Annotated in this window: 21 protein-coding genes; 3 read left to right on the plus strand and 18 right to left on the minus strand. The window is 49.4% G+C overall.

Annotated features, from left to right (window positions below; genetic code table 11):
- Positions 1 to 41: 41 nt before the first annotated feature.
- The 11 genes from K331_RS0119060 to K331_RS0119110 all read right to left on the minus strand — a co-directional run bounded on the left by K331_RS0119060 (position 42) and on the right by K331_RS0119110 (position 12,389).
- Entirely contained in the window at positions 42 to 1,052 is a 1,011-nt protein-coding gene (locus K331_RS0119060; RefSeq protein WP_018885513.1) for an ABC transporter permease, read from the minus strand.
- A gap of 387 nt (positions 1,053 to 1,439) precedes the next feature.
- On the minus strand, positions 1,440 to 2,978 hold the full coding sequence (locus tag K331_RS0119065; RefSeq protein WP_028591560.1) for a PucR family transcriptional regulator: 1,539 nt from the start codon (positions 2,976 to 2,978) through the stop codon (positions 1,440 to 1,442).
- Positions 2,979 to 3,590: 612 nt separating this feature from the next.
- The gene (locus K331_RS0119070) at positions 3,591 to 4,232 is read right to left on the minus strand and encodes an aspartate/glutamate racemase family protein (RefSeq protein ID WP_028591561.1); all 642 of its coding nucleotides are present in this window, start codon (positions 4,230 to 4,232) and stop codon (positions 3,591 to 3,593) included.
- A 303-nt stretch (positions 4,233 to 4,535) separates the two neighbouring features.
- Positions 4,536 to 5,486 carry an aminopeptidase gene (locus K331_RS0119075; protein ID WP_028591562.1) on the minus strand — a complete coding sequence of 317 codons (951 nt, stop codon included), beginning with the start codon at positions 5,484 to 5,486 and terminating at the stop codon, positions 4,536 to 4,538.
- A 28-nt stretch (positions 5,487 to 5,514) separates the two neighbouring features.
- Positions 5,515 to 6,183: an AroM family protein gene (locus K331_RS0119080; RefSeq protein WP_028591563.1), complete on the minus strand. Its 669-nt coding sequence runs from the start codon at positions 6,181 to 6,183 to the stop codon at positions 5,515 to 5,517.
- Between the two features lie 357 nt (positions 6,184 to 6,540).
- Positions 6,541 to 7,494: a DUF1177 domain-containing protein gene (locus K331_RS0119085; RefSeq protein WP_028591564.1), complete on the minus strand. Its 954-nt coding sequence runs from the start codon at positions 7,492 to 7,494 to the stop codon at positions 6,541 to 6,543.
- 266 nt (positions 7,495 to 7,760) lie between these two features.
- Positions 7,761 to 8,153 (minus strand): DUF6713 family protein, encoded by a 393-nt coding sequence (locus K331_RS0119090; RefSeq protein WP_226383638.1) that lies wholly within the window; start codon positions 8,151 to 8,153, stop codon positions 7,761 to 7,763.
- A gap of 144 nt (positions 8,154 to 8,297) precedes the next feature.
- A complete protein-coding gene (locus K331_RS0119095; protein ID WP_028591566.1) occupies positions 8,298 to 8,942 on the minus strand; it encodes a DUF3885 domain-containing protein in 645 nt (214 codons plus the stop codon).
- A 52-nt stretch (positions 8,943 to 8,994) separates the two neighbouring features.
- A complete protein-coding gene (locus K331_RS32510) occupies positions 8,995 to 9,753 on the minus strand; it encodes a barstar family protein (RefSeq protein WP_051289921.1) in 759 nt (252 codons plus the stop codon).
- A gap of 338 nt (positions 9,754 to 10,091) precedes the next feature.
- Positions 10,092 to 11,159, minus strand: coding sequence for a splicing factor U2AF large subunit (locus tag K331_RS0119105; protein ID WP_156897686.1), 1,068 nt, complete (start codon positions 11,157 to 11,159; stop codon positions 10,092 to 10,094).
- 18 nt (positions 11,160 to 11,177) lie between these two features.
- The gene (locus K331_RS0119110; protein ID WP_028591568.1) at positions 11,178 to 12,389 is read right to left on the minus strand and encodes a glycosyltransferase family 4 protein; all 1,212 of its coding nucleotides are present in this window, start codon (positions 12,387 to 12,389) and stop codon (positions 11,178 to 11,180) included.
- Between the two features lie 236 nt (positions 12,390 to 12,625).
- Here K331_RS0119110 and K331_RS0119115 point away from each other — a divergent pair, with 236 nt between their 5' ends.
- From K331_RS0119115 to K331_RS0119125, 3 genes are read left to right on the plus strand one after another with little or no spacing between them, the layout of a single operon-like run.
- Positions 12,626 to 13,903 (plus strand): nucleotide sugar dehydrogenase, encoded by a 1,278-nt coding sequence (locus tag K331_RS0119115; RefSeq protein WP_028591569.1) that lies wholly within the window; start codon positions 12,626 to 12,628, stop codon positions 13,901 to 13,903.
- A 52-nt stretch (positions 13,904 to 13,955) separates the two neighbouring features.
- Positions 13,956 to 14,936, plus strand: a complete 981-nt coding sequence (locus K331_RS0119120) for an NAD-dependent epimerase/dehydratase family protein (RefSeq protein ID WP_028591570.1) — start codon at positions 13,956 to 13,958, stop codon at positions 14,934 to 14,936.
- Positions 14,933 to 15,847: an NAD-dependent epimerase/dehydratase family protein gene (locus K331_RS0119125; RefSeq protein WP_028591571.1), complete on the plus strand. Its 915-nt coding sequence runs from the start codon at positions 14,933 to 14,935 to the stop codon at positions 15,845 to 15,847. Before K331_RS0119120 ends, K331_RS0119125 begins: the two co-directional genes overlap by 4 nt.
- A gap of 565 nt (positions 15,848 to 16,412) precedes the next feature.
- On the opposite strand, the gene K331_RS0119130 is transcribed toward K331_RS0119125, so the two are convergent.
- The 7 genes from K331_RS0119130 to K331_RS0119160 all read right to left on the minus strand — a co-directional run bounded on the left by K331_RS0119130 (position 16,413) and on the right by K331_RS0119160 (position 24,235).
- On the minus strand, positions 16,413 to 16,928 hold the full coding sequence (locus K331_RS0119130; RefSeq protein WP_028591572.1) for a hypothetical protein: 516 nt from the start codon (positions 16,926 to 16,928) through the stop codon (positions 16,413 to 16,415).
- Between the two features lies 1 nt (position 16,929).
- On the minus strand, positions 16,930 to 18,279 hold the full coding sequence (locus K331_RS31090; protein WP_156897687.1) for a CdiA C-terminal domain-containing protein: 1,350 nt from the start codon (positions 18,277 to 18,279) through the stop codon (positions 16,930 to 16,932).
- Between the two features lie 247 nt (positions 18,280 to 18,526).
- On the minus strand, positions 18,527 to 19,897 hold the full coding sequence (locus tag K331_RS29950) for a contractile injection system protein, VgrG/Pvc8 family (RefSeq protein WP_051289923.1): 1,371 nt from the start codon (positions 19,895 to 19,897) through the stop codon (positions 18,527 to 18,529).
- Positions 19,898 to 20,204: 307 nt separating this feature from the next.
- Positions 20,205 to 20,423 (minus strand): hypothetical protein, encoded by a 219-nt coding sequence (locus K331_RS0119145; protein ID WP_028591574.1) that lies wholly within the window; start codon positions 20,421 to 20,423, stop codon positions 20,205 to 20,207.
- 27 nt (positions 20,424 to 20,450) lie between these two features.
- Positions 20,451 to 20,954, minus strand: coding sequence for a hypothetical protein (locus K331_RS0119150; RefSeq protein ID WP_028591575.1), 504 nt, complete (start codon positions 20,952 to 20,954; stop codon positions 20,451 to 20,453).
- A 43-nt stretch (positions 20,955 to 20,997) separates the two neighbouring features.
- Positions 20,998 to 23,769, minus strand: coding sequence for a contractile injection system protein, VgrG/Pvc8 family (locus tag K331_RS0119155; RefSeq protein ID WP_028591576.1), 2,772 nt, complete (start codon positions 23,767 to 23,769; stop codon positions 20,998 to 21,000).
- Between the two features lie 64 nt (positions 23,770 to 23,833).
- Positions 23,834 to 24,235: a DUF4280 domain-containing protein gene (locus K331_RS0119160; RefSeq protein ID WP_028591577.1), complete on the minus strand. Its 402-nt coding sequence runs from the start codon at positions 24,233 to 24,235 to the stop codon at positions 23,834 to 23,836.
- Positions 24,236 to 24,283: the final 48 nt, after the last annotated feature.

Genomic DNA, 24,283 nt, shown 5'->3' on the forward strand with positions numbered 1-24,283 from the left:
GCGTTGTTCCTCCTTTCACAGCACCCATCGTTACTGAGAAATTATTCATAGCGGATTCGTGGATCAATTAATCCATACACCAGGTCCACAATCAGGTTGATGAAGCTGAACAAAATGGCACTGACCAAGGTAAATGCTTGAATCGGTGCATAGTCGGCTGCGAGGATTGAATCCGTCACATAGCCACCGACACCCGGCCAGGAGAAGATCGTCTCTGTGATCACCGCGCCCCCCATGAGTCCGCCGAACTGCAGTCCAAGCACCGTCATGGTCGGAATCAATGCGTTAATCAAAGAGTGTTTTCCGATGACTGCCGTCTCACTTAGGCCCTTGGCCCGTGCGGTGCGAACATAGTCTTGTCCTACCACTTCCAGCATGCTGGAACGGGTCATTCGTGCCACAATCGCCATCGTACCTGTGCTCAGACAGATCGCGGGAAGCAGGAGATGTGCGAGGCTGCTCTTCAAGGCAACCATATCCCCACTTAACAGACTGTCTACTACATACAAGCCTGTAATGTTCGTCGGCGGATTCAGATCACCGCTGATGCGTCCCATGGGTGCAGGAGCCCAGCCTAGAATTGAATAAAAAATATAAATGCCTAGCAGACCAAGCCAGAAAATAGGTACGCAGGCTCCGATCAGCGAGAACACCCGTGAAATATGGTCAATGATCGATTCCTTCTGTGTAGCAGCAATGATGCCCACTGGAATGGCTACACAGATGGCAATAATCATGCTCGCCAGGGTCAGCTCAATCGTAGCCGGGAAGCGGGTCGCAAAGTCGCTCATAACCGTATGACCGGTATGATAGGCGAAGCCCAGGTCACCCTGTAGCAGCTGCCCTACATAAGCGAAGAACTGCATGAATAACGGCTTATCCAGCCCCATGTCCGCCCGAATCTTCGCGATGACCTCATCCGTGGCCTGTTCTCCCGCCATCACAAGCGCAGGATCTCCAGGCAGGACCCTGGACAGAATGAACGTGATGATGATAATACCGATTAATGCCGGAATCATCTGCAGCAGCCTGCGGACTGTAAAAGCAAACAATGGATCAACCCCTTTTTATCTCTGTTGTCATCACCTTGCTGTGTGTCAATTGCATCTCTTCTTCAGCATTCTGCGTCGATACATTCCAATCGTTCATAGTACCAGCACGTAGCAGAAAGCTGCCTATTGTGGCTGGAACATCTTGTAGCTCAGACAATGTACTTCAGGTTTGCGGCACTTGCTCTTTAGTAATTGTGCTTATTTTACATAGAATCCGGGGGCTGAACTACGTCCATTTCAGCTAAAAAAAAGCACAACCGTTTGTCGGTTGTGCACTAATGTACCTCTCCGTGTCATTTTAAGTCACATTATAAAGTTCTAATGGGCGTATTTCGACAAGAAACAGATCGGGATTGCGCGAACGTTTGTCTTGCTGTGGATGAAGTCTCAGCCTTCCTGCTCATCCTGTCTTAAATAGTAGTACACCAGACATAGGTGGCATACGAACTGCTCCCTCGGCTGATTGAGATCGAAGCCTACGATATCACGAATACGCTCCAGTCGATATTTTACAGAATTGCGGTGAATATAGAGACGCTGAGCCGTGTCCACTAGGCTCCCCCGACTCTCCAGGTAATAGAACAACGTACGCAGCAGGTCCCCTGCATGCTCCTGATCGTACTGGCACAGCTTGCCCAGCTTGCGCTCGAACAGTGCGGCGAAGCCTGTATCCTCAATGGATTCCCCAAGAAGGTGGTAGACCTCGACCTCCTCGAAGCGAGTCGTGCGTGATCCGTACAGGCGTACAGATACCTTCAATGCATTCCGAGCTTCTCCGTAGCTCTGGTGCATGTTCCACAGCTGGACCGGGCTGCCTATTCCGGCCCTGAAGCCCCCTAGCCGATTCGCAGAATCCTGCAGCCAGCCATCTACCGTCTTCGCCCAGGCACAGGGCTTCTCCGTATCATCAATGCCTGGTCTGTAATCGGGTGTAGGCAAGAACAAGACAGCCCGATTCGAGCGAAACTCCATATGCGGCGTTACACCACGTTGTCTGGCTTCGAGCTCCAGCAGGGCAGTCAGACTTTCCTGATTCGGCTCATCCTCCCCCTCGATGACAGCGACCTCCCACAGATGCTGTGGATTCATCCCCAGCTTGCTGCCGCGGGCTTCAGCTTCGTGTCTTGACATCAGAGGAGGTGTGAGCAGTTCGTCAATGAAATTGCCACGTAGCCGATGCTCAGTGTCCTCTGCCACCTTGTTGCGCATCAGTTCAAGCGACAGCACCAGCCGTGCTTGCTCGATACCAACCTCCTCCATCTCATCCAGCTTCGGCTTGTCCACCAGCAATCGCGCGACCCGCCTCCGATCCAGGTTAATCTCCCACGATAACGGGGCATGCTCCGTCGTCTTCCAGTTATAATCCTGTGGAGATGAGACGATGATCTTTCCTGCATTATCAATAACGCCAACAGGAGCCTGCAGCAGATCAGCTACATTGTCGCCAACAGCCTGAATACCGCTATTTTCGAGGACCATCGTGGTTAACGTGCGATAGACCTCCTCCGAACGGCGCAGCAGCGCAGCCTGACGATGGAGCACTAGTTCCATGATTGGCTGGGTAATATCCATATAAGGAATATCCGGCGGTATTTCGAGTATTGGCAATCCGCATTCATTGCTGGCATTCACAGCTTCTATAGGAATTTCCTTGAGAAAACGAGCGGGCTTGATTGCCAGCGCAGCTGCTCCCGCCTCATTCAGCGTATAGATCAGCTCACCCAAGATCGCAGGATCATGTCGGATGGAGTAGGCCGTCGTCAGCATGAGCATGCCTTCTCGCAGCCAGCCCTTCAGCTCTGGAACTTCCATAATATCCACGAAACGGACGACCCTGTCCAATCCCTGATGACCACTGATCACCTTGGCTCTGTTGAGTATGGAGATATTCATTAGCTCCTGCAGTGTTATTCCTGTCGTTCTCAAGTCTATCGCCCCCTATGACCCGGTAGTGGCATTCATGATGATAAATCCTTCCCGATTTTCTATGTCTGCTTATACGTATTATGTCGTTACTGTCATTTCATCATGTGCTAATGTTCCAGATAGTGTACCAGACTCCATTCGTAAACAAAACGGAAATTCCTGAGACTTTTTCTTTTATTATCTTGTTTTCATGAAAATATATTTTATTTTCATGTTGTTATATGAAATCTATGGATACACAAAAAAAATTTATTACGTTATCACTTAGAAGGAGTAAAGTGATCTAGTGAATAAAGTCTTATCCTCCAATCCTTGGTTAGATAGTTGCCTCCAGAATATGGAGATATGGAGACATAGAGACATAGAGTCATAGAGTCATAGAGCGTACAACCATGAATCCTAGAATCATATAGTCATTGAGTTAGAAATATCTCCAATCATACGAAATAGCACCGAGCAGGCATTCAGCCAACCGGTGCTATTTGCACACAAGCCAGCTCCTAGCTAGTCTTGTATTGCGTTTACTATGGGGAAATGCAGCAGCCTTTACTTAGTTGTTCATCTGCAAAAGGTTGCTCATCTAGAGAAGGTTGTTCGTCTACAGAAGGAAGATCATTTCCCCTCGACATGCGAAGCTGCTACTGCGGCTCCCAGTGAGAGAATCGGATCCAGCACGCGGATGCCGAGCGTTCGCTCTGCTTCGGCGGCGAACCCCATCGTTGCAAAGCCCGTACAGGATAATGCGATGCAGTCAGCACCCATCGTCTGCAATCTTCGGGCCGCTTCGAGCGCAGCTGTCTTACCCGCTGGCGTATTCAGATCCACCGTCGTCACCACTCCCTCAGGACGCTCCATCCCTACGAAAGCATCCCCCAGAATGGAGCGGATCAACGGTGGAACCTCCTCCAGTATGGTAAGCACTCCTATGCGCTCTGAAGCAGTTAAAGCCAGATGAGCAGTGCAGGAGCCTGCTCCGAATACCGGTATGCCGATCGCCGCTCTCACCTCGGCTAGACCAGGATCGGCGGCACAGCTAATCCCGATCGCTGTACAGCCTGATTGCTCTAATTCACGAGCCAAGGCAATAATCTTCGGAATGGCTTCCTGCTCCGTAGCCTCATCGTATACACCCAGCGGTTGATCTGGAATGCAGCGACTGATAACGGGAAGTCCATACTTCGCCTCAAGCAAGGCCCCGTGCCTATGAACCGCTTCCTCCTGCTCCAGCGTAATTACCCGAATCATCCCTAACATCCGTCCGCCTCCTAGCTGATGTGTAATGAAATTGTAATTAATGAAGCCAAGTACCTTATCTGCGAGACAGTCTTATTGCATTACAGATGAACTGTTCGAAAGTATCGTACTGCGCATATTAAGTACCGTACCGGGCATATAAGATGTCTTTATGTAGCAGATTGTATTTAACACTTTGCTTAACATATTTAGCATATTGTATTTAGCATGTGTACTTTGCATGGTGTATGTATCTTAACGCTCCGCTCTTCCACGCGCTGTTCTCTGTCTAATTCCTTGTGCCCAGCAACGGGCAGATCACCATTACTTGGAGAGCAGCTCTCCTTGCCGCATGATCAGGACATCGTCAATATACACATCCGGTTTGCAGACCACTGCGTCGATATGTACACCCGCAGCAATAGTCCCTCCAAAAGTGTTATTACTGCCAAAAGCTACATGAATCGTGCCGTACACCTTTTCATCCTCCAGCACCACACCAGTAATGCGGGCTTTGTCATTCGTCCCAATACCGAATTCACCGAGTAGGCGTCCATCACCTTCACCCAGAATCTCCAGCAGCTTCGCTCCTTCTGCTCCGCTCGCTGCAACCAGACGACCATTCTCCACGGTCAGCGTGATCGGCTCAGATAATGCACCGATTCCTGCGATCGAGCCGTCGACCACAATACTGCCGTGTGCTTGACCCTCCACAGGTGCGATGTAGGCCTCACCGGAAGGCAGATTCCCGGACTCTCCTGGGTTCAAATACATCCCTGTACTTGGAACACCTGGACGATCTTGAATGGAGAACGACAGCACCTGTCCATCCTTCTCGATACGGACTTCGCGCCCTTGGGAGAGCAAGTCTGTCACTTGTTCGGTCAGAGCCTTCACTTCGGTATATTCAGCCGTTATGGCTCCGTTCATGAACATGTCATCCGTCATGCCCGGCATCGTCGCGACTCTTGTACCTGCAGCCGCTGCCGCTTTGCGTGCTTGTGTGTGTGTCACCGAGTGACGTGTCACGCAGACAGCTACATCGGCACGAGCCATGGCTTCAGCGATCGGAGCAGGTGGCTCCTCACCTGATCGGTTTCTTTCCTTCATAACCAGCAGCACCGCTTCCGCACCAAGCGCCTTGCCTGCCTCATAGATGGATTCTGCCAGCTCACGCTTGGCATCATCCGCCACGACTGCCAGATTCTCACCAGGGCGTAGCCCCAGACACTGAATCAGTACATGTTTGCTAATCTCGATACGCTCTTGACTCATTGGTATTGCCTCCTTCTATGCCTATAGGTCATACCGTCTCGGAGACGAGCTTGGCCATTAATGCATTCGACAACATCACCGGAACTCCCTCCGCAGCCTCGCTTACCCACTGACGGTGTCGTTCATCATACCCCATGCAGTCCAGCAAAATCAAATGGGCCTGATCCTTCAGCGCTCGTGCTGCCTGGCGGAACTCCGCTTCTCCTGAAGCATAGGGGGATGCTGCTGCAAAAAGGGGGGGAGGCGTAGAGGTGAACTTTTGCCCCAGCTGATCTGCTTGCTCCGGCAGGGGGCCAATCAGTCCTAGCCTACGACCATCAGCCAGCGCTTCAATTGCTGGGGGAATAATGCGGTCTGGCTCAATCAGGTGGGCACGGTCTACCCGCAGCCCTGGAAATGATCCCGTACATAACAGCAATATATTCAGGATGCCGCGCTCCTCCAGCTCCCGAATTTTTTGCTCCAGAATCGGTCTGATTCGTTCCCGGGATACAACCGCGGCGCCGCCATCACGCAGACGGGAGGTCAGCACATATTCCCCGGGCGCTGGTGCCAGCTCTGCAATCTGAGCCGGTGTGAGCTCGTCCAGTACTCCACATTGCACAAGCTCCGCACGGCCCTCCAGATATTTCTCAATAATAGGAGCCACATCAGTTCGAGGAGATTGACCAATCGTAATCATACCAAGCTGCTTCATAGCATCGGCTCCTTTGCCCTGTTCATCATGACTCTGCATTCTAAGTTATGGCACAGTTGCAGAGTCACTGATACTTAGAGTGATAGACCATTCGAGTATTAGACAATTCGACTATTATTGCCTTGACCGAATCTGATCTCAGGGTGGATGATCTGGAGAGATCATGGTTAGCGGAAAGCGGGGAAGCCCTAGAGAAACGACAGTGGCCGCCTTTAAGCTTGCTGTTCATCAGCTTTTCATTTTCGTTCGAAAGAACAGCAAGCTTAACAGAGGTCGACAGGGCTCCCTGCTTGCAGCGGCTCTACACTCATTTGATCAGGTCAAGGTACTAGCCTATCAAGCTGTAGGATTCAAGAATCAGGCCGTAGGGCTACCAGACTTAGCGCCCGAGGTCTGCAGCACTTTCATGGAGCCATAGAGGCTGTGAATACGCTCAAATTCCGCAGCGTCATAGAAGGAACAAATCCCGCCGGTGAACTCCTTGGCGACTTCAATGGCAAAGCGAACCGCCGTAGCGATATCAATCTCATGGCTGGCTCCCGTGCCGCAGCCTGGTACAGCAGCCTGAGCCGTAATGGCGACACCTACTACTGGGGCATGTGTAGCTACCGCTGGCTGCAGAATTGAATTGATATGGTACAGGTCATTACCATAAGGCGTAATATCCTGCATCGTAATCGGGAAGGTTACAGGCAACTGTCCTGTTGCCATCTCCATCAGTCGCAGCAGATCCTCGCTAATGCGCAGAATATAGCCTTCCTTGACTGTTGGCGAGATCGCAATCCCTTTATGATTAATGACACGGTTGCCCTTTGTCGTATCAATCGACAAAATAGCTTCCATCTCAGGCAGGACCTCTTGCTCATTCATTTGCTGAATGTCTACAGGTGAATCCATGAAATCAACCGGCTCGTGCGGCAGTGTCGGCGCGTCTGGACAGATGTGAGTCGTTAGAATGACATCTCCGTGGAGCACATCTCCCTTCGTCTGCATGTCTGCCAACTTCAAGGCCGCAGCGATCGCAGCTACTGCACCATCCGCATCCGAGACGATACCAATGCGCCCGGGGCGTGCTCCAATGCCGCCAAGACGACCGACGATCCCCATCGTTGGGGCTTGCCCACCGCCTGATTTCCCGTCAGCTCCTGGCACTACAATTTTCACAAAATCCGTGCTACCTTTCTCCCCCTGCACCGTCTTTACCTCTACCGACACACGCGGGTAAGAAGCAAACAACTGCTTCACACTCTCTCCTGTAACATAAGCACTATCCAGAGCCTCAAGGGCCAATAATGTTTTTTGAAGTGGCATGGTTACACATCCTCTCTAAGCTGTTCATCTTGAGATCAAGTCTACCTAGTTCGGAAGAGGGCTACAATGTACCGCTTTGCCAAAATGATTGCGGGTTTATTGTGCGAGAAGGATAAAAAGAGTTGTTAATAGCGCTTTCTTTATTGAAAGTTAACTCGCTATGTCCTCTAATATGACATTCGCATCCATGATATGGTGCTCCTTACAATAAAAAAAGAATGTCATGGAACATGAACATGCTCCACAACATTCACACTATTAAGTCACTAGAAAAGTAACATGACATGAACCATTGCCAGGATACCCATGCCATAAATAATAGATCTGGAATACGTATTTTTCATTCCATTTTGGGGGTGTTTTTCGAACAAGAGATGCAATATAGCATGAATCATGAAAAACAGATCGAGAACCCAGAACACAATGATCTGGTGAGGACTGAACAGGAAATACAGGATAATGAGATACAGAGGTAGATGAATACCTGTGAAGACTTTATATGCTGTGGAATCCTCCATATCCTTGAGAATGACAAACATTTTCCATTCTGCATGTCTGATCGCATCCATTTCGTGCAGGAGAAATAAAGACAAATTCAGCAAAAATACTATAAGTAAGTGATTTGACAGTAAACGATCTGGCAACAAGAGGTCAGACAATCGTGGAGCCTCCTAATAAGCTTATTATTTATATGAGTGCATCGGGTCATTGTAGACGTCAAAACAAACACATTGGCTACATTTAATTCATATCTTGCGATCATTTCTTAGTGATAGTAATCGTTCCCTGGATCATGACATGGGTTAGTTGAATGTGGCATCAATTCTGTCACGGTCATAGTCCAAAATCCAGCCGTTATACTGCTCATATATCGGTCTCAGCGTCTCTCTGTTCGCAGCTGCTATATCCAGTCCCCGATCATCATAGAGATGAAAAATCGTCCTGTTCGTTGTGTTCAACACATAAATGTCGCCATCTACCGTAGGTTCCAGCCCCAGCGTCTGATTAGCAATGACCTCCATAAGGTCAGCTAATTTCACATATCTTGATTTCACACGCACCGCATACCGAATCGTCATCACATCATCGGAATCATCCGGTTCCTTATACCGGTACTCCTGTTCTTTTTTGCTTAGTGGCCCCATATGATTCTGGTCTATATAGGTATTGAAGGCTTCCGCAACCTCCGGCTCAAGCGCATCCACAGGCTCATCCATCCACTTGTCCATAAATAGCACCACAAGCACATCGTCCTCAGGCTGGTTCAGGGCATTATATAAGGCAACGGCCCTTTGCTTCACTTGCGCTGCCCTTGCTTCGTCCTCCTCCACATCTGCCCCCATCTCGAATCGAATAGCTACGCGGGAGTTGTAAAACAACGGCTTCTTCAGCTCATTGCCGTCAAAGTGCTCCTTCAGGAAGCTGTCTATATATGAGTCTCGCTCCATGCGAACCTCCTTCATGAGAAAGGTTTATGTATATTTTTATCCTGAAATTGTATCATTCCTTATGATTACTAATTCCATATTCCTCAAGCAGTTGTATGGCTTCCTGAATATATGCTTGCAGAGTCATAGAATTATCATGCTCTGAATAGCACCTCTGATCCACAGACCACTCCACAAGATACTCGAATCCCTCCCATATAAGCTTGTAAGGGGGAACTGCTCCAAATCCGCCACAAAGGCAATCATGCAAGCTGTCCAAGCAACTTCCATAATAACCTCCAGGACCATTTATAGCCTCTCCTAACTCAATATACAAGGATGATCTATCCGTTATATTTCTACAGTTAATAGTATAAGAGCCTTGAGTTACATCCATATAGTCGATTGAGGGAGAATGCATCCGAACTACTCGTAACCAAGCTATTTTCCCCTGATAGTCAAATTCAAGCCAGTTACCCTTGAACAAGTTCCCCCTTCTGAAATATTCCCATAATTGAAATTCTCTCGTTGTAGGACGCGCTGCACTGTTGATGATGAAATAAAGGTTAGAGCTGTTTAGGTTCTTATAGCTGACTGGTTCTTCTAAATAGCAATAGTACCCTCCCAAAACGTTACTTTGTTCATCCATTAGGGCTAAAAAGATATTATGGATTTGCCGATGTGTGTTTAAATCCACCTTACTAGGTACAAAACCTTCTGTTACGCATGCTTCTATTAGTTCATCCTCGTCGAGAGAAATTACCTGTACGTCTGTGCAGTGGCCAATTATTGTATCAGTTTCATCATCCATAATTGCATATTTAAATGTCATATTTTCACTCCAAACAGAAAGTATGTATAGTGATTATACTCCATAAGGATATCGTTAAGATGTAAATAGCCTTGATAACAATACAATTCTTTCCCATGTTGTTCATTGTCAGCTTTTATTTGCTACTAGAGTTTAAAAATGAGACAGACTCATGCCTACAGGCTTCAAAAGCCACAGCCCTCAGTCGCTATTGAATCAAGCATACTGAAGGCTGATTTATACAGAGTTCTCTTTTCTTGAAAGTATCGTTACCCTTTTCATCCCCCTACACATTCGTGCATTAAAAAAACATTCCTTCACTACGTCTACCTAAAAAGAGCTCAAGCAGCATTCTACAACTACTCTACCTCCGGCGGGCTGACCTGAAGGGCAAGCTGATCTATCTCATCCTTGGACAGGACCGTCCCCACTCCTTCATCTCTTCCCATGCCCTTAGCACTCGACAAGGCTGCAGGTGAAGATGTCAACAATACCTCCAGGAAAGCCGGGTCCAACTCCAGCCGGGTGATTACAGGTATATCCTCCTCTGGGGCAGTATGCTCCCGGACTACAGGCTCGCTTGCAGCTGACTCAGGAGATGCTCCATGGGCTACAGAAGCTCCCCAAACACTTGTATCCGTGATGTCGTCCGATATCTTGTTCTCTTGCATCGTATGCTCTGCAACCATAGGCATTCCAGCTGCATCTACTTGAACTGGCGACGAACTAACTTCAATGGGGTGAGCCCCTACATGCTCGACTGCTTCAGAGTGAGGCGCTACCTGCTCCACAGCTCCATTGGCTAGATGCTCAGAAGTAAATCCTGAATGCTCTGCAATGAACGCTGCGGAATGCGCTCCCCATTCATCGCCACCTGCTCCCTCTCCTTCGTGCTGCAGCGCTGCTGCTGCCAGATTCGGGAGCACCGACTCGGATAACTCTAATGGGTGCGTTGGGTGCACTTGCTGCATCAGCTTCTCAGGATCAGCGACGGCTGCTATAGGCTGTACTGGAGGCACCAACGGCTGCAGCATCTGCTCAGGTGGGCAAGCCTCAGCCTGCTGCGGCGTTCCAGGCCATGCAGGCAGTCCAGGAGCTATGAGGTGGTTCCTCTGCTGCTGCAATGGACTGCTCGGCTTAAGCTGCTTCACTTGCTTCGGCTTCCGTTGTCTTACTCCTCTGCTCCCCCTGGCCTGAGTACTCCTCCTGAGTCTTCTCGCCTGTCGCTTGACTCCCCCGCCGCTACCGCTATACGATGATGGCCTTCTTTTCCGACTCTTCAAGCCTTCTGACCGGCGTCGCTTACGAGCAGAACCCCAAGTCGCGGTGCGTTCACTTTTGGTGCGTTCGCTTTTAGTACGTCTGCTTTTGGTCGGTCTACCCGCAGCGCATTTGGTCTGTCTGAGCAGCCCCATACGATAAGCCATATGCGTCATTCCTTTCTCTTAGGTTGGTTGATTCGTCACTTCTTCATAGAGCTCCATCGTCTCAGTCATCATGCGTGACATGGACCAGTACTCCGTCGCCCACTCCTGGGCCTGCTTGCTCATCTGAGCCCGTAGCTCCGGATTATCCAGCAAACGCTTGAGATGCGTATATAGCGCATTGCTCTGTCCTGGAAGGCAAATGAAGCCCGTCTTGCCATGCTGCACCATCTCGGGAATACCGCCGGCTCCTGCCGTTACGACGGGAGTCCCAGCCAGTTGAGCCTCCATAACGGAGAACGGCAAATTATCCTGAAGACTCGCCAGCGCGAAGATATCCGATTTCTTGAGCAAGGCTGGTACGTCTGCGCGATCTCCCAAGAATAGGACATGCTCCTGCAGGCCGAGCCTTTGCGTCTGCTGCTGTAGCTCCTCCTTGAGTGGTCCATTTCCTAACAGCCAGCACACCCAATCTGTACGGTCTTGCTTCAAGCGAGCCAGTGCGTCAATTAAGTACTTGTGTCCTTTGACAGGCACCAATCTGGCTGGACACACGATCACCTTGGTCCCCTCTGCTGCACTTATTTCTGTCGGCTGCTGCGTCCGTGCCATGAAGGCATCTACATCAATGCCGTAGGGCATGACCCTTACATGACGGTTCGGAATACCGAAGTCCGATACCATCAGCTGCTGCAGCCAGCGAGAGGGCACCATTGTCGCATGACTGGAGGTAGCACCATACAGCTCCTCAGCCGCAGCATATTTCCAAGCTAGTGTGTTCTTTCCTGTAACCTCTCCATTGTGCAGGAACTCCGTAGCAATACAGCCATGTATGGTGGCCACCAACGGCGTCTTCTTCGGCTTCACCCTCCACAGGGCTCGGGTAGAGACAATATCCTGCGTATGAATCAGATCGTAGGATTCCAGGCCGAAGGAGGCTGCCGCAATCTCGAAGCAATAGCGTTCGATATCCCGCCAACGAATCCAGTGCTCCACATGTGGCATGTGCTGCTCATAATAAGCGCTGAGCTGACCATGTACCCGTTCCTCAATAAGTGACTTCTTGAGCTTGCGACCGTTGTTCGACATGTAATAATGCGCCATATCCGGGTGATGGGCGAACACATCCACCTCATGCCCCAACTGTTCAAGCCCCTGCTTAAGCGTGTCTACGTAGGTCGACAGACCGCCGACATGGGGCAAGTAAAAATACGTACTTAGCAAAATTCTCACCTAATCCAGCACCTCCCCAAGACATTTCACACTATTCTATGTGCTGGTGTCTGTCACCGTCAGGGACATCCAACCATTTTCCATGACGTCTGCCATTCATGGCGCCATTCACCATAATCTCTTGAATCCTGGAACAGGCATGGTATTCTACCATTTTTGCGCTGACGGTACTTTAATCTATACGTTTGGAAGAGCAAATGAGTAGGATATACAAGCACTGGAAAAGGAGTGAAAACATGAACAAGTCAACCTTCAACATTGCCGTAATCGGATTAGGATATGTAGGACTCCCCTTGGCTCAGCTCTTCCTCAGCAAGGGACACCACGTCTATGGAATCGATGTGGATGATAGCAAGATTCAGAAGCTGCTGCAGCATCAAAGCTATCTTTCGGATTTCTCTGCCAAAGAGATTCGATTGCTGTTCGCGGACGGGCTCTTCCAGGTCAGTAGCGACTTCGCCGATGTCACGCATGCAGATGCCATTATCATCTGTGTGCCTACACCACTGGACCGTGACAGCCAGCCTGACCTCACCTACGTCAAAAAAGCTATGGAAGCCGTGCTCCCCCACCTGCACAAGGGCCAGTTGATTGTGCTGGAGAGCTCAACGTATCCGGGAACAACGGAAGAGATTTTGCAGCCCATGCTGGAGGCCAAGGGACTTGTGGTCGGTGAAGAAATCCATCTGGCTTACTCTCCCGAGCGTATCGATCCGGGGCCGCAGCAAGCTGCTCTACATGCGATTCCGAAGGTGCTTGGCGGCGTGACAAGACAATGCACAGCCTTTGCACAGCAAGTCTATGAAAGTATCTTCGATCAAGTCGTTGTCGTATCATCTCCGAGAGTGGCCGAGTTCACCAAGATCCTGGAGAATTGCCAACGGCTGATTAATATTTCCTTCATTAATGAGCTGACGGTGCTCTGTGAGAAGATGAACATTAATCTCTGGGAAGCCATTGATGCAGCGAGTACCAAGCCTTATGGCTTTACCCCCTATTATCCTGGACCCGGCATTGGAGGACACTGTATTCCCGTTGATCCACTCTACCTGCTCTGGAAGGCCAAGCAATACGGCTACGATCTGACATTCATTGATCTGGCCCATAAGGTGAACCGCTTCATGCCCAACTATGTCGTACAAAAGGTCAGCCAGTCCCTGTCAGCCCGCAAGGCACTGAACAAGAGTAGTGTCCTGGTCCTCGGTATCACCTACAAAAAGGATGTCAATGACATGCGGGAATCTACAGCCATTCCGATCATGGAGAAGCTGTCACAGCTCGGTGTCCGCATAAGCTACTCCGATCCGTATATTCCCGAGGTTACCGTAGGACGTGCGAAGCTTCAGAGTATCCCACTTACCAAAAGAAACATCCAGCAGCACGATTGTGTGCTGATTCTGTCTGACCACTCTTCTGTCCCCTATGAGCAGCTCCCATCCGTCTCCAATCTGATTATCGATACCCGCAATGCTACCAAGCATGTCAAGGATCGCAGCAAAATCATCCTGATCTGATCATTCAAGTGATCCAGTACAGCTACAAAATCTATTAAAGGCGGTGTCAAGCATGAACATTCTGGTAACCGGCGGGGCTGGCTTCATTGGCTCACATCTGGTAGAACGCTTGCTCCAGCTCGGTCATCGGGTATGGACGCTGGACGACATGTCTACAGGTCGACTGCATTTCCTTGAACAGGTATCCCACAATCCGAATCATACCTTTATACAGGGCTCTGTGACGGATGCAGGCGTGCTTCGCGAGCTTGTGGACGAATGTGACGTTATCTTTCACCTGGCTGCCGTACTTGGTGTAAAGAATACAGTGGAGAATCCGCTGAAAGTCATTGAGGGGAATATAGACGGTACCCGCAATATTCTGAAGCTGGCATTCGAGCGCGGGATCAAGGTCGTGTTCTCCTCCACCTCGGAGATCTATGGACGCAACACACAACTTCCGTTCCGTGAGGATTCGGACCGGGTGCTCGGTGCACCTTCCATCAATCGTTGGTGCTATGCGACAGCAAAGGCAACGGATGAGCATCTGTGCTTTGCTTATGCGCAGGAAGGACTCCCGGTCAGCATCGTACGTTACTTTAACGCTTACGGTCCGCGCCAGACCTCCTCTCCCTATGGCGGGGTCGTATCCCGGTTCATCAAGGCTGCCCTGCTTGGTGAGCCGCTCCAGGTATACAACGATGGATCGCAGATTCGCTGCTTCACATATATCAGCGATGCGGTCGAGGGCACCATTGCCGCTATGGAGAGGGAGGTGGACGGACTGGCATTCAACATTGGCTCCGAGAAGCCAATTACCATTGCCGATCTGGCCGAGAAGATTCGCACTATTGCAGGGTCTTCTTCCACGATTGAATACATTCCATATATCGATGCTTATGGAAGCAGCTATGAAGACATGCCCGTGCGCGTACCCGACATCTCTCGTGCGCGCAATCTGCTGCAGTACGAACCGCGTATTTCGCTGGAAGAGGGGCTTCAACTGTCGATTGACTGGTTCCGCAATCAGATGAAAGCGGGCCGACTGTCATGAAGGCTGTCGTCACAGGGGGAGCGGGATTCATCGGTTCCCATCTGGTCGATGCCCTGCTCTCTGCAGGGGCAGAACTCCACATTATAGACAATCTTTCAACAGGCAAACAGGAATACGTGTCCCCACAAGCTCATCTGCACGTGTGTGACATCGGTAGCCCTCAAGCACAGGAGCTGCTGCTCCGCATCCAGCCTGAGGTGGTGTTCCACCATGCCGCACAGGCAGATGTGCAATATTCCGTCAAGAATCCTGGCTACGATGCCACAGTGAACATTGCCGGAACAGCTCATTTACTGGAGGCTTGCAGGCTGGCTGGAGTGCGGAAGGTCATTTATCCCTCCTCTTGTGCCGTCTATGGAGAGCTGGATCAGCTCCCCATTCGGGAAGAGGATCTGGTGGAGCCTATCTCCTTCTACGGAATCTCCAAGCTCACACCAGAATCTTACCTGCGTGTCTTCCACAAGCTCTATGGCCTCGAGTACACTGTTCTGCGTTATGCGAATGTATACGGACCAAGACAGACACCCAAGGGAGAGGGTGGTGTCATCTCTATTTTCCTGGAGCGTCTGAAAAAAGGTCTGCCATTGACCGTCTATGGAGATGGACAGCAGACACGGGATTTTGTCTATGTGCAGGATGTCGTCGCAGCCAACCTGGCCGCTGTTAGGCGGGGCCACCAGCACATCATTCAGATCGCCACCACGACACCTACCTCGCTGAACACACTGGTGCATGAGCTACGTCAGCTGCATTCTCAGCCCTTCCAGGTACACTACGAGCCCGAGAGGCCTGGTGACATCCGGCACAGCGTGCTGCATCATAGCGAGGCAGTACGACTGCTTGGCTGGAAGCCCTGCTATGATCTACGTAGCGGTCTGAAGGAAGCCTATGAATATGTAATGGAAGAGTAACAACTTATTGAAATAATGAGATAAAGGCCTCATGATCTCATGTACGGAAGTACATAGATCATGAGGCCTTTTCTATCTAGCATCTTGCTGATAGGTTGTAGCTGAGTTTTGTTTATTTATACCGTTCTAAGTCATAATAAGGGTCAGTATTCCATAAGCTGCAAAGAATCTTGTCCAGTTGTTTTCTTGTTTCATTTTCCAGTAATTCATAGGTCATATCTTTCTTCATATGCAGCGCCATACGTACTATATCGCTACTTCCGCTTCATCTCATTTTTCATACCGCAATTACTTAGATTATGTCTGCCAGGGTTTAGTTACCCAACTCACTCGGTACTGGTGAAGGTACTTCACTAATATCTGAAGCAAAAACAAGGGCAAAAAAGACCACAATACGTAAACCCTCTTCTTCAATATATTCCTAAAAGTCCAACATTACAGAATTTCCAATTCTTTCATATCTAATCATGCTCATATTGTGGTTTCGTGTTGTGCTGAGGATACACCAAAAATCCGCAGAGTACCATGTCTCTGTTATTCAGCAAATCAGAAGCAGTTACTTTCTTTACTCACTTTCAAAAAAATCCTTCTTCTGATATGGATAATTCAGCAGTTCCAAGTTTTCTTTAGTCAAGTAGTTTGCTTGATATTCAACTGAATGAGTGTTTATCAGTAAACATCCTTTAGTTCTTTTGATTAATGGATATGAGGTATCATCTTCAATAACCAGATCATTATTGTTCAACCGCAGTAATTTCCCAATAACTTCAAGAATCTTTATCCACCCGATATCAAAAGTACGGGCTATAAATTGAATACTAATAAAAACATTCGTATCTACACCATATACTTCGAGATTGTCCTTCCGATAACGTTCTCTGTATTCATCTTCATCCTCTAAATTAATGCTCATTGAAAAATATGTGCAACCGATTCTTACGCGTTGAGTATCGGACCAATCCCATACTTCTGCCTCATAATCAATCAATTCTACAAATAATACCTCGCACATCATATCATAAAGCAACTTTCTCAAATCCGCCCTAGATAGATTAGAACCAATACATAACCAAAAATCCATTTTACTCATACCTCCAGTACGCTCTAGTTACTTGACGATCTTCGATAATCAGTAGTTCATCTAAATGTTTTAAATCTTTATGCGTTTGGCTTCTTATAAACTCAATTAGCTCACGTCTATTTCCAACAGGATAATCATTTAAATTTAATACTATTCTTCTAGCTTGACCTGTAGTTTTATCTCTGAGCATTTTATTAATGTTCGATAGATTAGTTGACTCAGGAGAATAACAATCAAATACTTGCCCTTGTATAATGAAATCGGGACTTTTTTTAGGATCACGACCATAACCATTTCCATTGTCAAATTCGTCAAGCATTGTCGTATGATATCCTTTTTCCGCAAGTACGTCAGCAGCTTCATTTTGTCTTTCTAATCCTCGACTATCTTTACCGGTAGTATCAGCATAATTGCCCTCTGGTTTTCCCCCATTAGGTAACGATGGCTTAGTAACTACTGCATTGGGTCTGATTTTAGGTGTATAAGGAATATATTTTTCACCGTATAGTTTGTATTCAGAGTTAGTCTTCCAGTCCACATTACCATCGCCATACTTTGAACGGAAATACTCATCCCATTCTGGTCCTGTTCTAGGTATCTTTGCAGAATCACCCGTCCCTTCAGGATTAACAGTTGCCTTACCTGTCGAGCTCAGGGCTCTGCCCTCCATATACGCCGTACCTGCACCGTATGCAGTAACAACCGCTGAATCAATTTTAAACCATCGACTCGCATTTTCAAATGCCAGTCGATCCATTTCTTCAACCGTTAACTTCGATAAATCCTGGCCTTTCTTTTGCAAGCTGTGCAATTGATAGATGAGGTATGAGTTATGCCCCAATTCCTCTTGGCTCAAGCGCTCCGTTGCCTTGCTCCCATAGAGCCACACCAAGTAGTACTGCTGCGCCTGATAGAACCCTTCCTGCTCTCCACCGTACAACTTGCTCTCTGGATTTCTTGCCTTGATCTCCGCTAGTGTCTGCTTGCCGATGTCTGCATTCGGCCTTAGCATAGCCTTCTCCATGTGCAGAGCCATATACGTACTATATCGCTGCTTCCGCTTCATCTCTTCCTTCATCGCCTTAATGAGTTCTTCAGCCATCGGCGTTCTGCCGAACATTCTGGCGGCGGTGTACGCCTTGCCCAGCAGCGGACCACCCACAATCGACAATAGATGCTGACCGAATATGCTCGAACTGGAACGTCCTCTGGCTCCTCCTGATGATACATGGCCCATGAACGGCATCGTACCAGCGATCGCCACAGCGACAACGGCACCCACAGCAGCGGCCACCGGGCTTGCACCCAAGACTGGGATCATGCCCGCCACTGCCTGACCCAGCTTCAACAAGTTTAATTGCGCCCCCATCAGATTGGCCGTAGGAGCCGTCGAAGCTTGGCCCCCTTCACTTCCCTTCGAGTTCGAGGAACTGCCACCTGAAGAAGAGTCTCCACCCTCTCCCCCGGAAGCGCCTGGCGAGTCTCCGGGAGTCGGGGCTCCGGCAATAGGCGGTCAAGCGGTGGTCACCTGTGCTGAACGCAGATCGGTCTCACCGTCCAGCACGAGACTGCTGCCTCCGGCATGCAGATAGATCGCGCTACCTGCATCCACTTGCACACGCCTGTCTGCATGCAGCGACAGTAGTCCGCGGTTCCCAGATCGGCTCCAGATCCGCTACGAAGACCGGGCGCTTCACCGTTCCCTCCAGCTTCACCTGTGCTGAACGCAGATCGGTCTCACCGTCCAGCACGAGACTGCTGCCTCCGGCATGCAGATAGATCGCACTACCTGCATCCACCTGCACACGACGATCTGCATGCAGCGACAGACGACTCTTGGCAGAGACCGACAGGCTGCTGTCACTGCTCACCTGCACGCCACCAGAGTGAAGTCGGATGTCTACCTTTCCACTGCTCGCCGTCAGCGTCAATTCAGAGGGGCCGAGCTGTATTGACTTCCCCGCCGCCGTACCCCACACCTTCACTTGGGGATCAGCCAGCTTCGCTGACGCTGACTTGGCCCGGCGGATTGAGGCCGTTGCTACAGCCTCCGCCTCCCGTACATTCGGAAAATAGACCTGAACCTGGTCGCCCACCTCCGGCATGACATACCAGCCGCTATGCCCCTCGGCACTATAGAGCGTTCCATAGGGGAACCACCACGCCTTCGCAGGGTCTTGTTGCTCGTCCATCTCCAGATGCACACGCAGGTGATCCTCTTTGACCTCCAGCACCTTGCCTTCCAGGATGGTCCCTGTCAATCTTGCATTGTGCTGCAGCGGCTGATGAATGCTGCCTTCAGGCATCAGACGGTACTCATGGAGCAACAGTTCTCTTTGGGTGCTCGTCGTGATCTCACCGACGGTCCAGTTCGTTCCCGCCCACTCTACCTCATCTCCCGGCTGGGCCTGTGTTCCGCTCTCTAATATATGGTTAAATTCCGCCGTGGCGTCCTTATCGAAGCTCCGTCTCAGCCGATAATGGGCGTTGTCCAAGCTGACGGAGCGTCCCTCGGGTACGCCGAACCAGAGCTTCGGACCAGGAAGCGTCACCTCAGGAACCAGCACCGTTCCAAAACGGGATGCCATCCGTTGCAGGAATGCCCAGTCCGTCTCCTGATACTGGACAAGGAGCTCACCAAGCTTGACTTCATCGCCAACCATCTGGATGCAGTCCGCATCGGGATAAAGCTCCAGCACCTGCCGAATAAGCTCAGCGTACGTCATCTGCGAGTCCTGAAAAGAACGCGTGCGTGGTCTGACGTCCAGTTGATAGGTATGAGACACCGCCTCCAGTTCAACGGTGTGTACTCCTCGAACCATGCTCATGCGCACCTGCTGGAGCTCTCCATGAAACAGCGTACGTGCAGGCTGACCCTCCTCCCCTCGGAGCGTAAGTATGAGCGGCTGATCCGCTCGGGCCTGCTCCAGCACGCGTCCCTGTTGCTCCTCATCTACAATACCTGTCATATACTCTGGTTTAGTCAGTACTTTTTGACTCGTTTTATACTCAGTGTTACCCCATTTAGTAGTTTAGCTCTTTTGCTCTGTTGCCTACAATTGTTCCCCATGTTATTCAGCCATTAGTTTGTTTTCTGCACACAAAAAAGCTCATTCCTACTCAAATTCAAGTGGGAAAGAGCTTTTGAAAGTTTATCAAGTGCTTGTTAATTGTTTAGCCTTGGTTTGTTGGTTGTATTGTACGATCTTGTTTTAAAACTTGTAAATAAACTTGCTTTTCGAAATCACCTATATGGGGTTGTTAAAAACATAAAAATCACCTTTTAATTGATTCAATAATTTGCGAAGTACCACTGAATATGATATCACGCATAATCTCTGTATAACTAGTATACTCACCGATATTATCCATAATTATGTCTAAAGCCTGTTTGAATTTACCATCAATCATTATTGTAACACCTTCGACCTCTTGACCAGTCTCGCCGTTAACAAATTTCTCACTTAAAATATTTAGTTTATTATTCTCTTCCAAGGGAACATCCTCCTTGAGTAGTATATTTTACTTTTTGGAAAAATAGTCTCTACTGTTTATTAACCAGTATTTTTCTTCAATTGAGACTTTATCTAAAAAGTCTTCATACTTTCCGATCCAACCGTCAGGAACATAGCATTCAAAAGAAGCAGGCTCAGGAAAATTGGATGATAATATTCTATTATCAAAATCAACTAACAAGGCAGGCATATACTGAAGTAAATAATTTTCAACTCCTGTATTAGTCCCATCTGTCATAAGTATTATTTCTTTCAATTCATCTTTACTTACCTGAAATTCACTTATCTCATCTAAAAAATTCTCAACTGAGTTTTCATCTAGTACTGCAATATTAAAACGATCCGAATAATCACCTTGGTCATGCAGTTGATAGCCTTTATTCAAATATGCATTTTCCAATTTAACTAGATCTAAAAACCAGTAATCCTTCTCAGTAACATACCAGCTCCAATTTTTTTTAAATATGACTGCAATTATAATGTTTTCACCATACTCTATATTTACTTTCAATAAAATCACCTTCTAAATTGATTTGAAAATATAACTAAACTATCTAATCCCCAACATCTTTTATTATCCTACCATTTTTCGCATATTCCTCAAACCATTCAGACCATATCGGGGGAAACTCATATGAGTCACCGGGAGTAGTTGGATCAACGATCTTAGGAGCACTACCACCTTGATTTAATGGGTTTTTCTTATACCCTTTCTGTTTTATTGCAGTTTCTTTAACAAAATCATCAAACCATTTGGGTAAATCGAAAGCAACTATTTCTCCACCAGGACGCTTTTCCTTAAGGAAATATTCTGCATGTTTAATATTTCCAGTACTTATATTGACATTAACACCTTTTTGAACGGTAATGCTTTCGTTATCATTTTTCTTAATTCTTTCCCAACTAGCATTAGGGGGTGTTCCTCCCTGTACACGATAATACGTAACATGATCGCTAGACTCCTGAGAAGTGGCTTTAGGCTGTGGATCTACAGTTGTCTTACCTGCCGTCGAGCTCAGGGCTCTGCCCTCCATATACGCCGTACCTGCACCGTAAGCAGTAACAACCGCTGAATCAATTTTAAACCATCGACTCGCATTTTCAAATGACAGTCGGTCCATTTCTTCAACCGTTAGCGTCGATAAGTCCTTACCTTGCTTTTGCAGCTTATCCAGCTCATACACGAGATATGAATTATGTCCAAGCTCCTCTTGGCTCAGCCTTTCAGTAGCCTTACTTCCATAAAGCCATACTAGATAATACTGCTGCGCCTGATAGAAGCCCTCCTTCTCTCCACCATAGAGCTTACTATCGGGGTTGCGTGCTTTGATCGCCGCCAGAGTCTCCTTCTCTATCTTCGGCCTTAATAGATCCTTCTCCATATGCAAGGCCATATACGTACTATATCGCTGCTTCCGCTTCATCTCATCCTTCATGGCCTTAATGAGCTCTTCGGCCATCGGCGTTCTACCGAACAATCTGGCGGCGGTATACGCCTTACCCAGTAGCGGACCACCCACGATTGACAATAGATGCTGACCGAATATGCTCGAACTGGAACGTCCTCTGGCTCCTCCTGATGATACATGGCCCATGAACGGCATCGCACCAGCAATTGCCACAGCGACAACGGCACCAACAGCAGCGACCACCGGGCTTGCACCTAAGACTGGGATCATACCCGCCACTGCCTGACCCAGCTTCAGGGCATTGAGTTGTGCCCCCATCAGATTGGCCGCAGGAGCTTGGCCCCCTTCACTTCCCTTCGAATTCGAAGAGCTGCGACCTGACGAGGATTCTCCACCCTCTCCCCCGGAAGCGTCTGGCGAGTCTCCGGGAGTCGGGGCCCCGGCAATAGGTGGCTCCCAGATCGGCTCCAGATCCGCTACGAAGACCGGGCGCTTCACCGTTCCCTCCAGCTTCACCTGTGCTGAACGCAGATCGGTCTCACCGTCCAGCACGAGACTGCTGCCTCCGGCATGCAGATAGATCGCACTACCTGCATCCACCTGCACACGACGATCTGCATGCAGCGACAGACGACTCTTGGCAGAGACCGACAGGCTGCTGTCACTGCTCACCTGCACGCCACCAGAGTGAAGTCGGATGTCTACCTTTCCACTGCTCGCCGTCAGCGTCAATTCAGATGGGCTGAGCTGTATTGACTTCCCCGCCGCCGTCCCCCACACCTTCACCTGGGGATCAGTCAGCTTCGCTGACGCTGACTTGGCCCGGCGGATTGAGGCCGTTGCCACAGCCTCCACCTCCCGAACATTCGGAAAGTAGACCTGGATCTGGTCCCCGACCTCCGGCATGACATACCAGCCGCTATGCCCCTCGGCACTATAGGGCGTTCCATAGGGGAACCACCACGCCTTCGCAGGGTCCTGCTGCTCGTCCACCTCCAGATGCACACGCAGGCGATCCTCCTTGACCTCCAGCACCTTGCCTTCCAGTATGGCCCCTGTCAATCTTGCATTGTGCTGCAGCGGCTTATGAATGCTGCCTTCAGGCATCAGACGGTACTCATGGAACAACAGTTCACTTTGGGTGCTCGTTGTGATCTCTCCAATGGTCCAGTTCGTTCCCGCCCACTCTACCTCATCTCCCGGCTGGGCCTGTGTTCCGCTCTCTAATATATGGTTGAATTCCGCCGTGGCGTCCTTATCGAAGCTCCGTCTCAGCCGATAATGGGCGTTGTCCAAGCTGACAGAGCGTCCCTCTGGTACCCCGAACCAGAGCTTCGGACCAGGAAGCGTCACCTCAGGAACCAGCACCGTTCCAAAACGGGAGGCCATCCGTTGCAGGAATGCCCAGTCCGTCTCCTGATACTGGACAAGGAGCTCACCAAGCTTGACTTCATCGCCAACCATCTGGATGCAGTCCGCATCGGGATAAAGCTCTAGCACCTGCCGAATAAGCTCAGCATACGTCATTTGCGAGTCCTGAAAAGAACGCGTGCGTGGTCTGACGTCCAGCTGATAGGTATGAGACACCGCCTCCAGTTCAACGGTGTGTACTCCTCGAACCATGCTCATGCGCACCTGCTGGAGCTCTCCATGAAACAGCGTACGTGCAGGCTGACCCTCCTCCCCTCGGAGCGTAAGTATGAGCGGCTGATCCGCTCGGGCCTGCTCTAGCACGCGTCCCTGTTGCTCCTCATCTACAATTCCCATCAGGAACAGTCTGGCGTGATTGTGCAGTGGGCGGCTCATTCGCATGTCTGAAATCCGTTGCAGCGCAAATGGCGCTGACAGCTCCAGCCGATGCAGTGGAATGTGGCTAGGTTCTACTGTTGTGCTCTGATTGGTCGGGATCTCACTCATCACCATTCTTCCTCATCTCGTTGTTCCTCCCCTGTCTTCCCTTCCTTGTATGATGAACGTCCGCTCAGTCGAGATTCTGTCCATCATCGTCAATTCGAATCATGCCTCCATACATACAGGCGTTAGAGCAGCTTTGCAGCAGCGCTGGCTGACCTTCAATCAGCACATCCTTCTTTCCACCAATCCATGCTCCCGTGATGACCGGTACACACGGTGCTTTGGGCACTCCGTAGATATCTACCAGCTTGCTCGCCTTCACCGCAGGGTTGGCCTTACACCAGCACCTGCCAAAGCCAGATATGTTCACTCCCGGCTCACAATCGCCGACATTCATTTGCGCCTTGCCTTTGACATATACACCATGGCTTAGCGGGCGCTTCAGCCGAGTGGGCTGTGTGCCGAAGCTACAGCTTAGAATGGCCCCGGCTACGACATATCCCAGCTTACTTCCCTTTCCGGGCCGCAAATCTTCCTTCCCGGCAGAAGCACTATTCCCTGTCTGTGACAATACCCT

This window comes from Paenibacillus massiliensis subsp. panacisoli DSM 21345, from assembly GCF_000426545.1.
GTDB classification, from domain to species: domain Bacteria; phylum Bacillota; class Bacilli; order Paenibacillales; family Paenibacillaceae; genus Paenibacillus; species Paenibacillus panacisoli.

Coding starts and splice junctions, on each gene's coding strand:
- K331_RS0119070 (WP_028591561.1), bottom strand. CDS start 4,232: ATGTTAGGGATGATTCGGGTAATTACGCTGGAGCAGGAGGAAGCGGTT.
- K331_RS0119075 (WP_028591562.1), bottom strand. CDS start 5,486: ATGAGTCAAGAGCGTATCGAGATTAGCAAACATGTACTGATTCAGTGT.
- K331_RS0119080 (WP_028591563.1), bottom strand. CDS start 6,183: ATGAAGCAGCTTGGTATGATTACGATTGGTCAATCTCCTCGAACTGAT.
- K331_RS0119085 (WP_028591564.1), bottom strand. CDS start 7,494: ATGCCACTTCAAAAAACATTATTGGCCCTTGAGGCTCTGGATAGTGCT.
- K331_RS0119095 (WP_028591566.1), bottom strand. CDS start 8,942: ATGGAGCGAGACTCATATATAGACAGCTTCCTGAAGGAGCACTTTGAC.
- K331_RS32510 (WP_051289921.1), bottom strand. CDS start 9,753: ATGACATTTAAATATGCAATTATGGATGATGAAACTGATACAATAATT.
- K331_RS0119105 (WP_156897686.1), bottom strand. CDS start 11,159: ATGGCTTATCGTATGGGGCTGCTCAGACAGACCAAATGCGCTGCGGGT.
- K331_RS0119115 (WP_028591569.1), top strand. CDS start 12,626: ATGAACAAGTCAACCTTCAACATTGCCGTAATCGGATTAGGATATGTA.
- K331_RS0119120 (WP_028591570.1), top strand. CDS start 13,956: ATGAACATTCTGGTAACCGGCGGGGCTGGCTTCATTGGCTCACATCTG.
- K331_RS0119125 (WP_028591571.1), top strand. CDS start 14,933: ATGAAGGCTGTCGTCACAGGGGGAGCGGGATTCATCGGTTCCCATCTG.
- K331_RS0119130 (WP_028591572.1), bottom strand. CDS start 16,928: ATGGATTTTTGGTTATGTATTGGTTCTAATCTATCTAGGGCGGATTTG.
- K331_RS29950 (WP_051289923.1), bottom strand. CDS start 19,897: ATGACAGGTATTGTAGATGAGGAGCAACAGGGACGCGTGCTGGAGCAG.
- K331_RS0119155 (WP_028591576.1), bottom strand. CDS start 23,769: ATGAGTGAGATCCCGACCAATCAGAGCACAACAGTAGAACCTAGCCAC.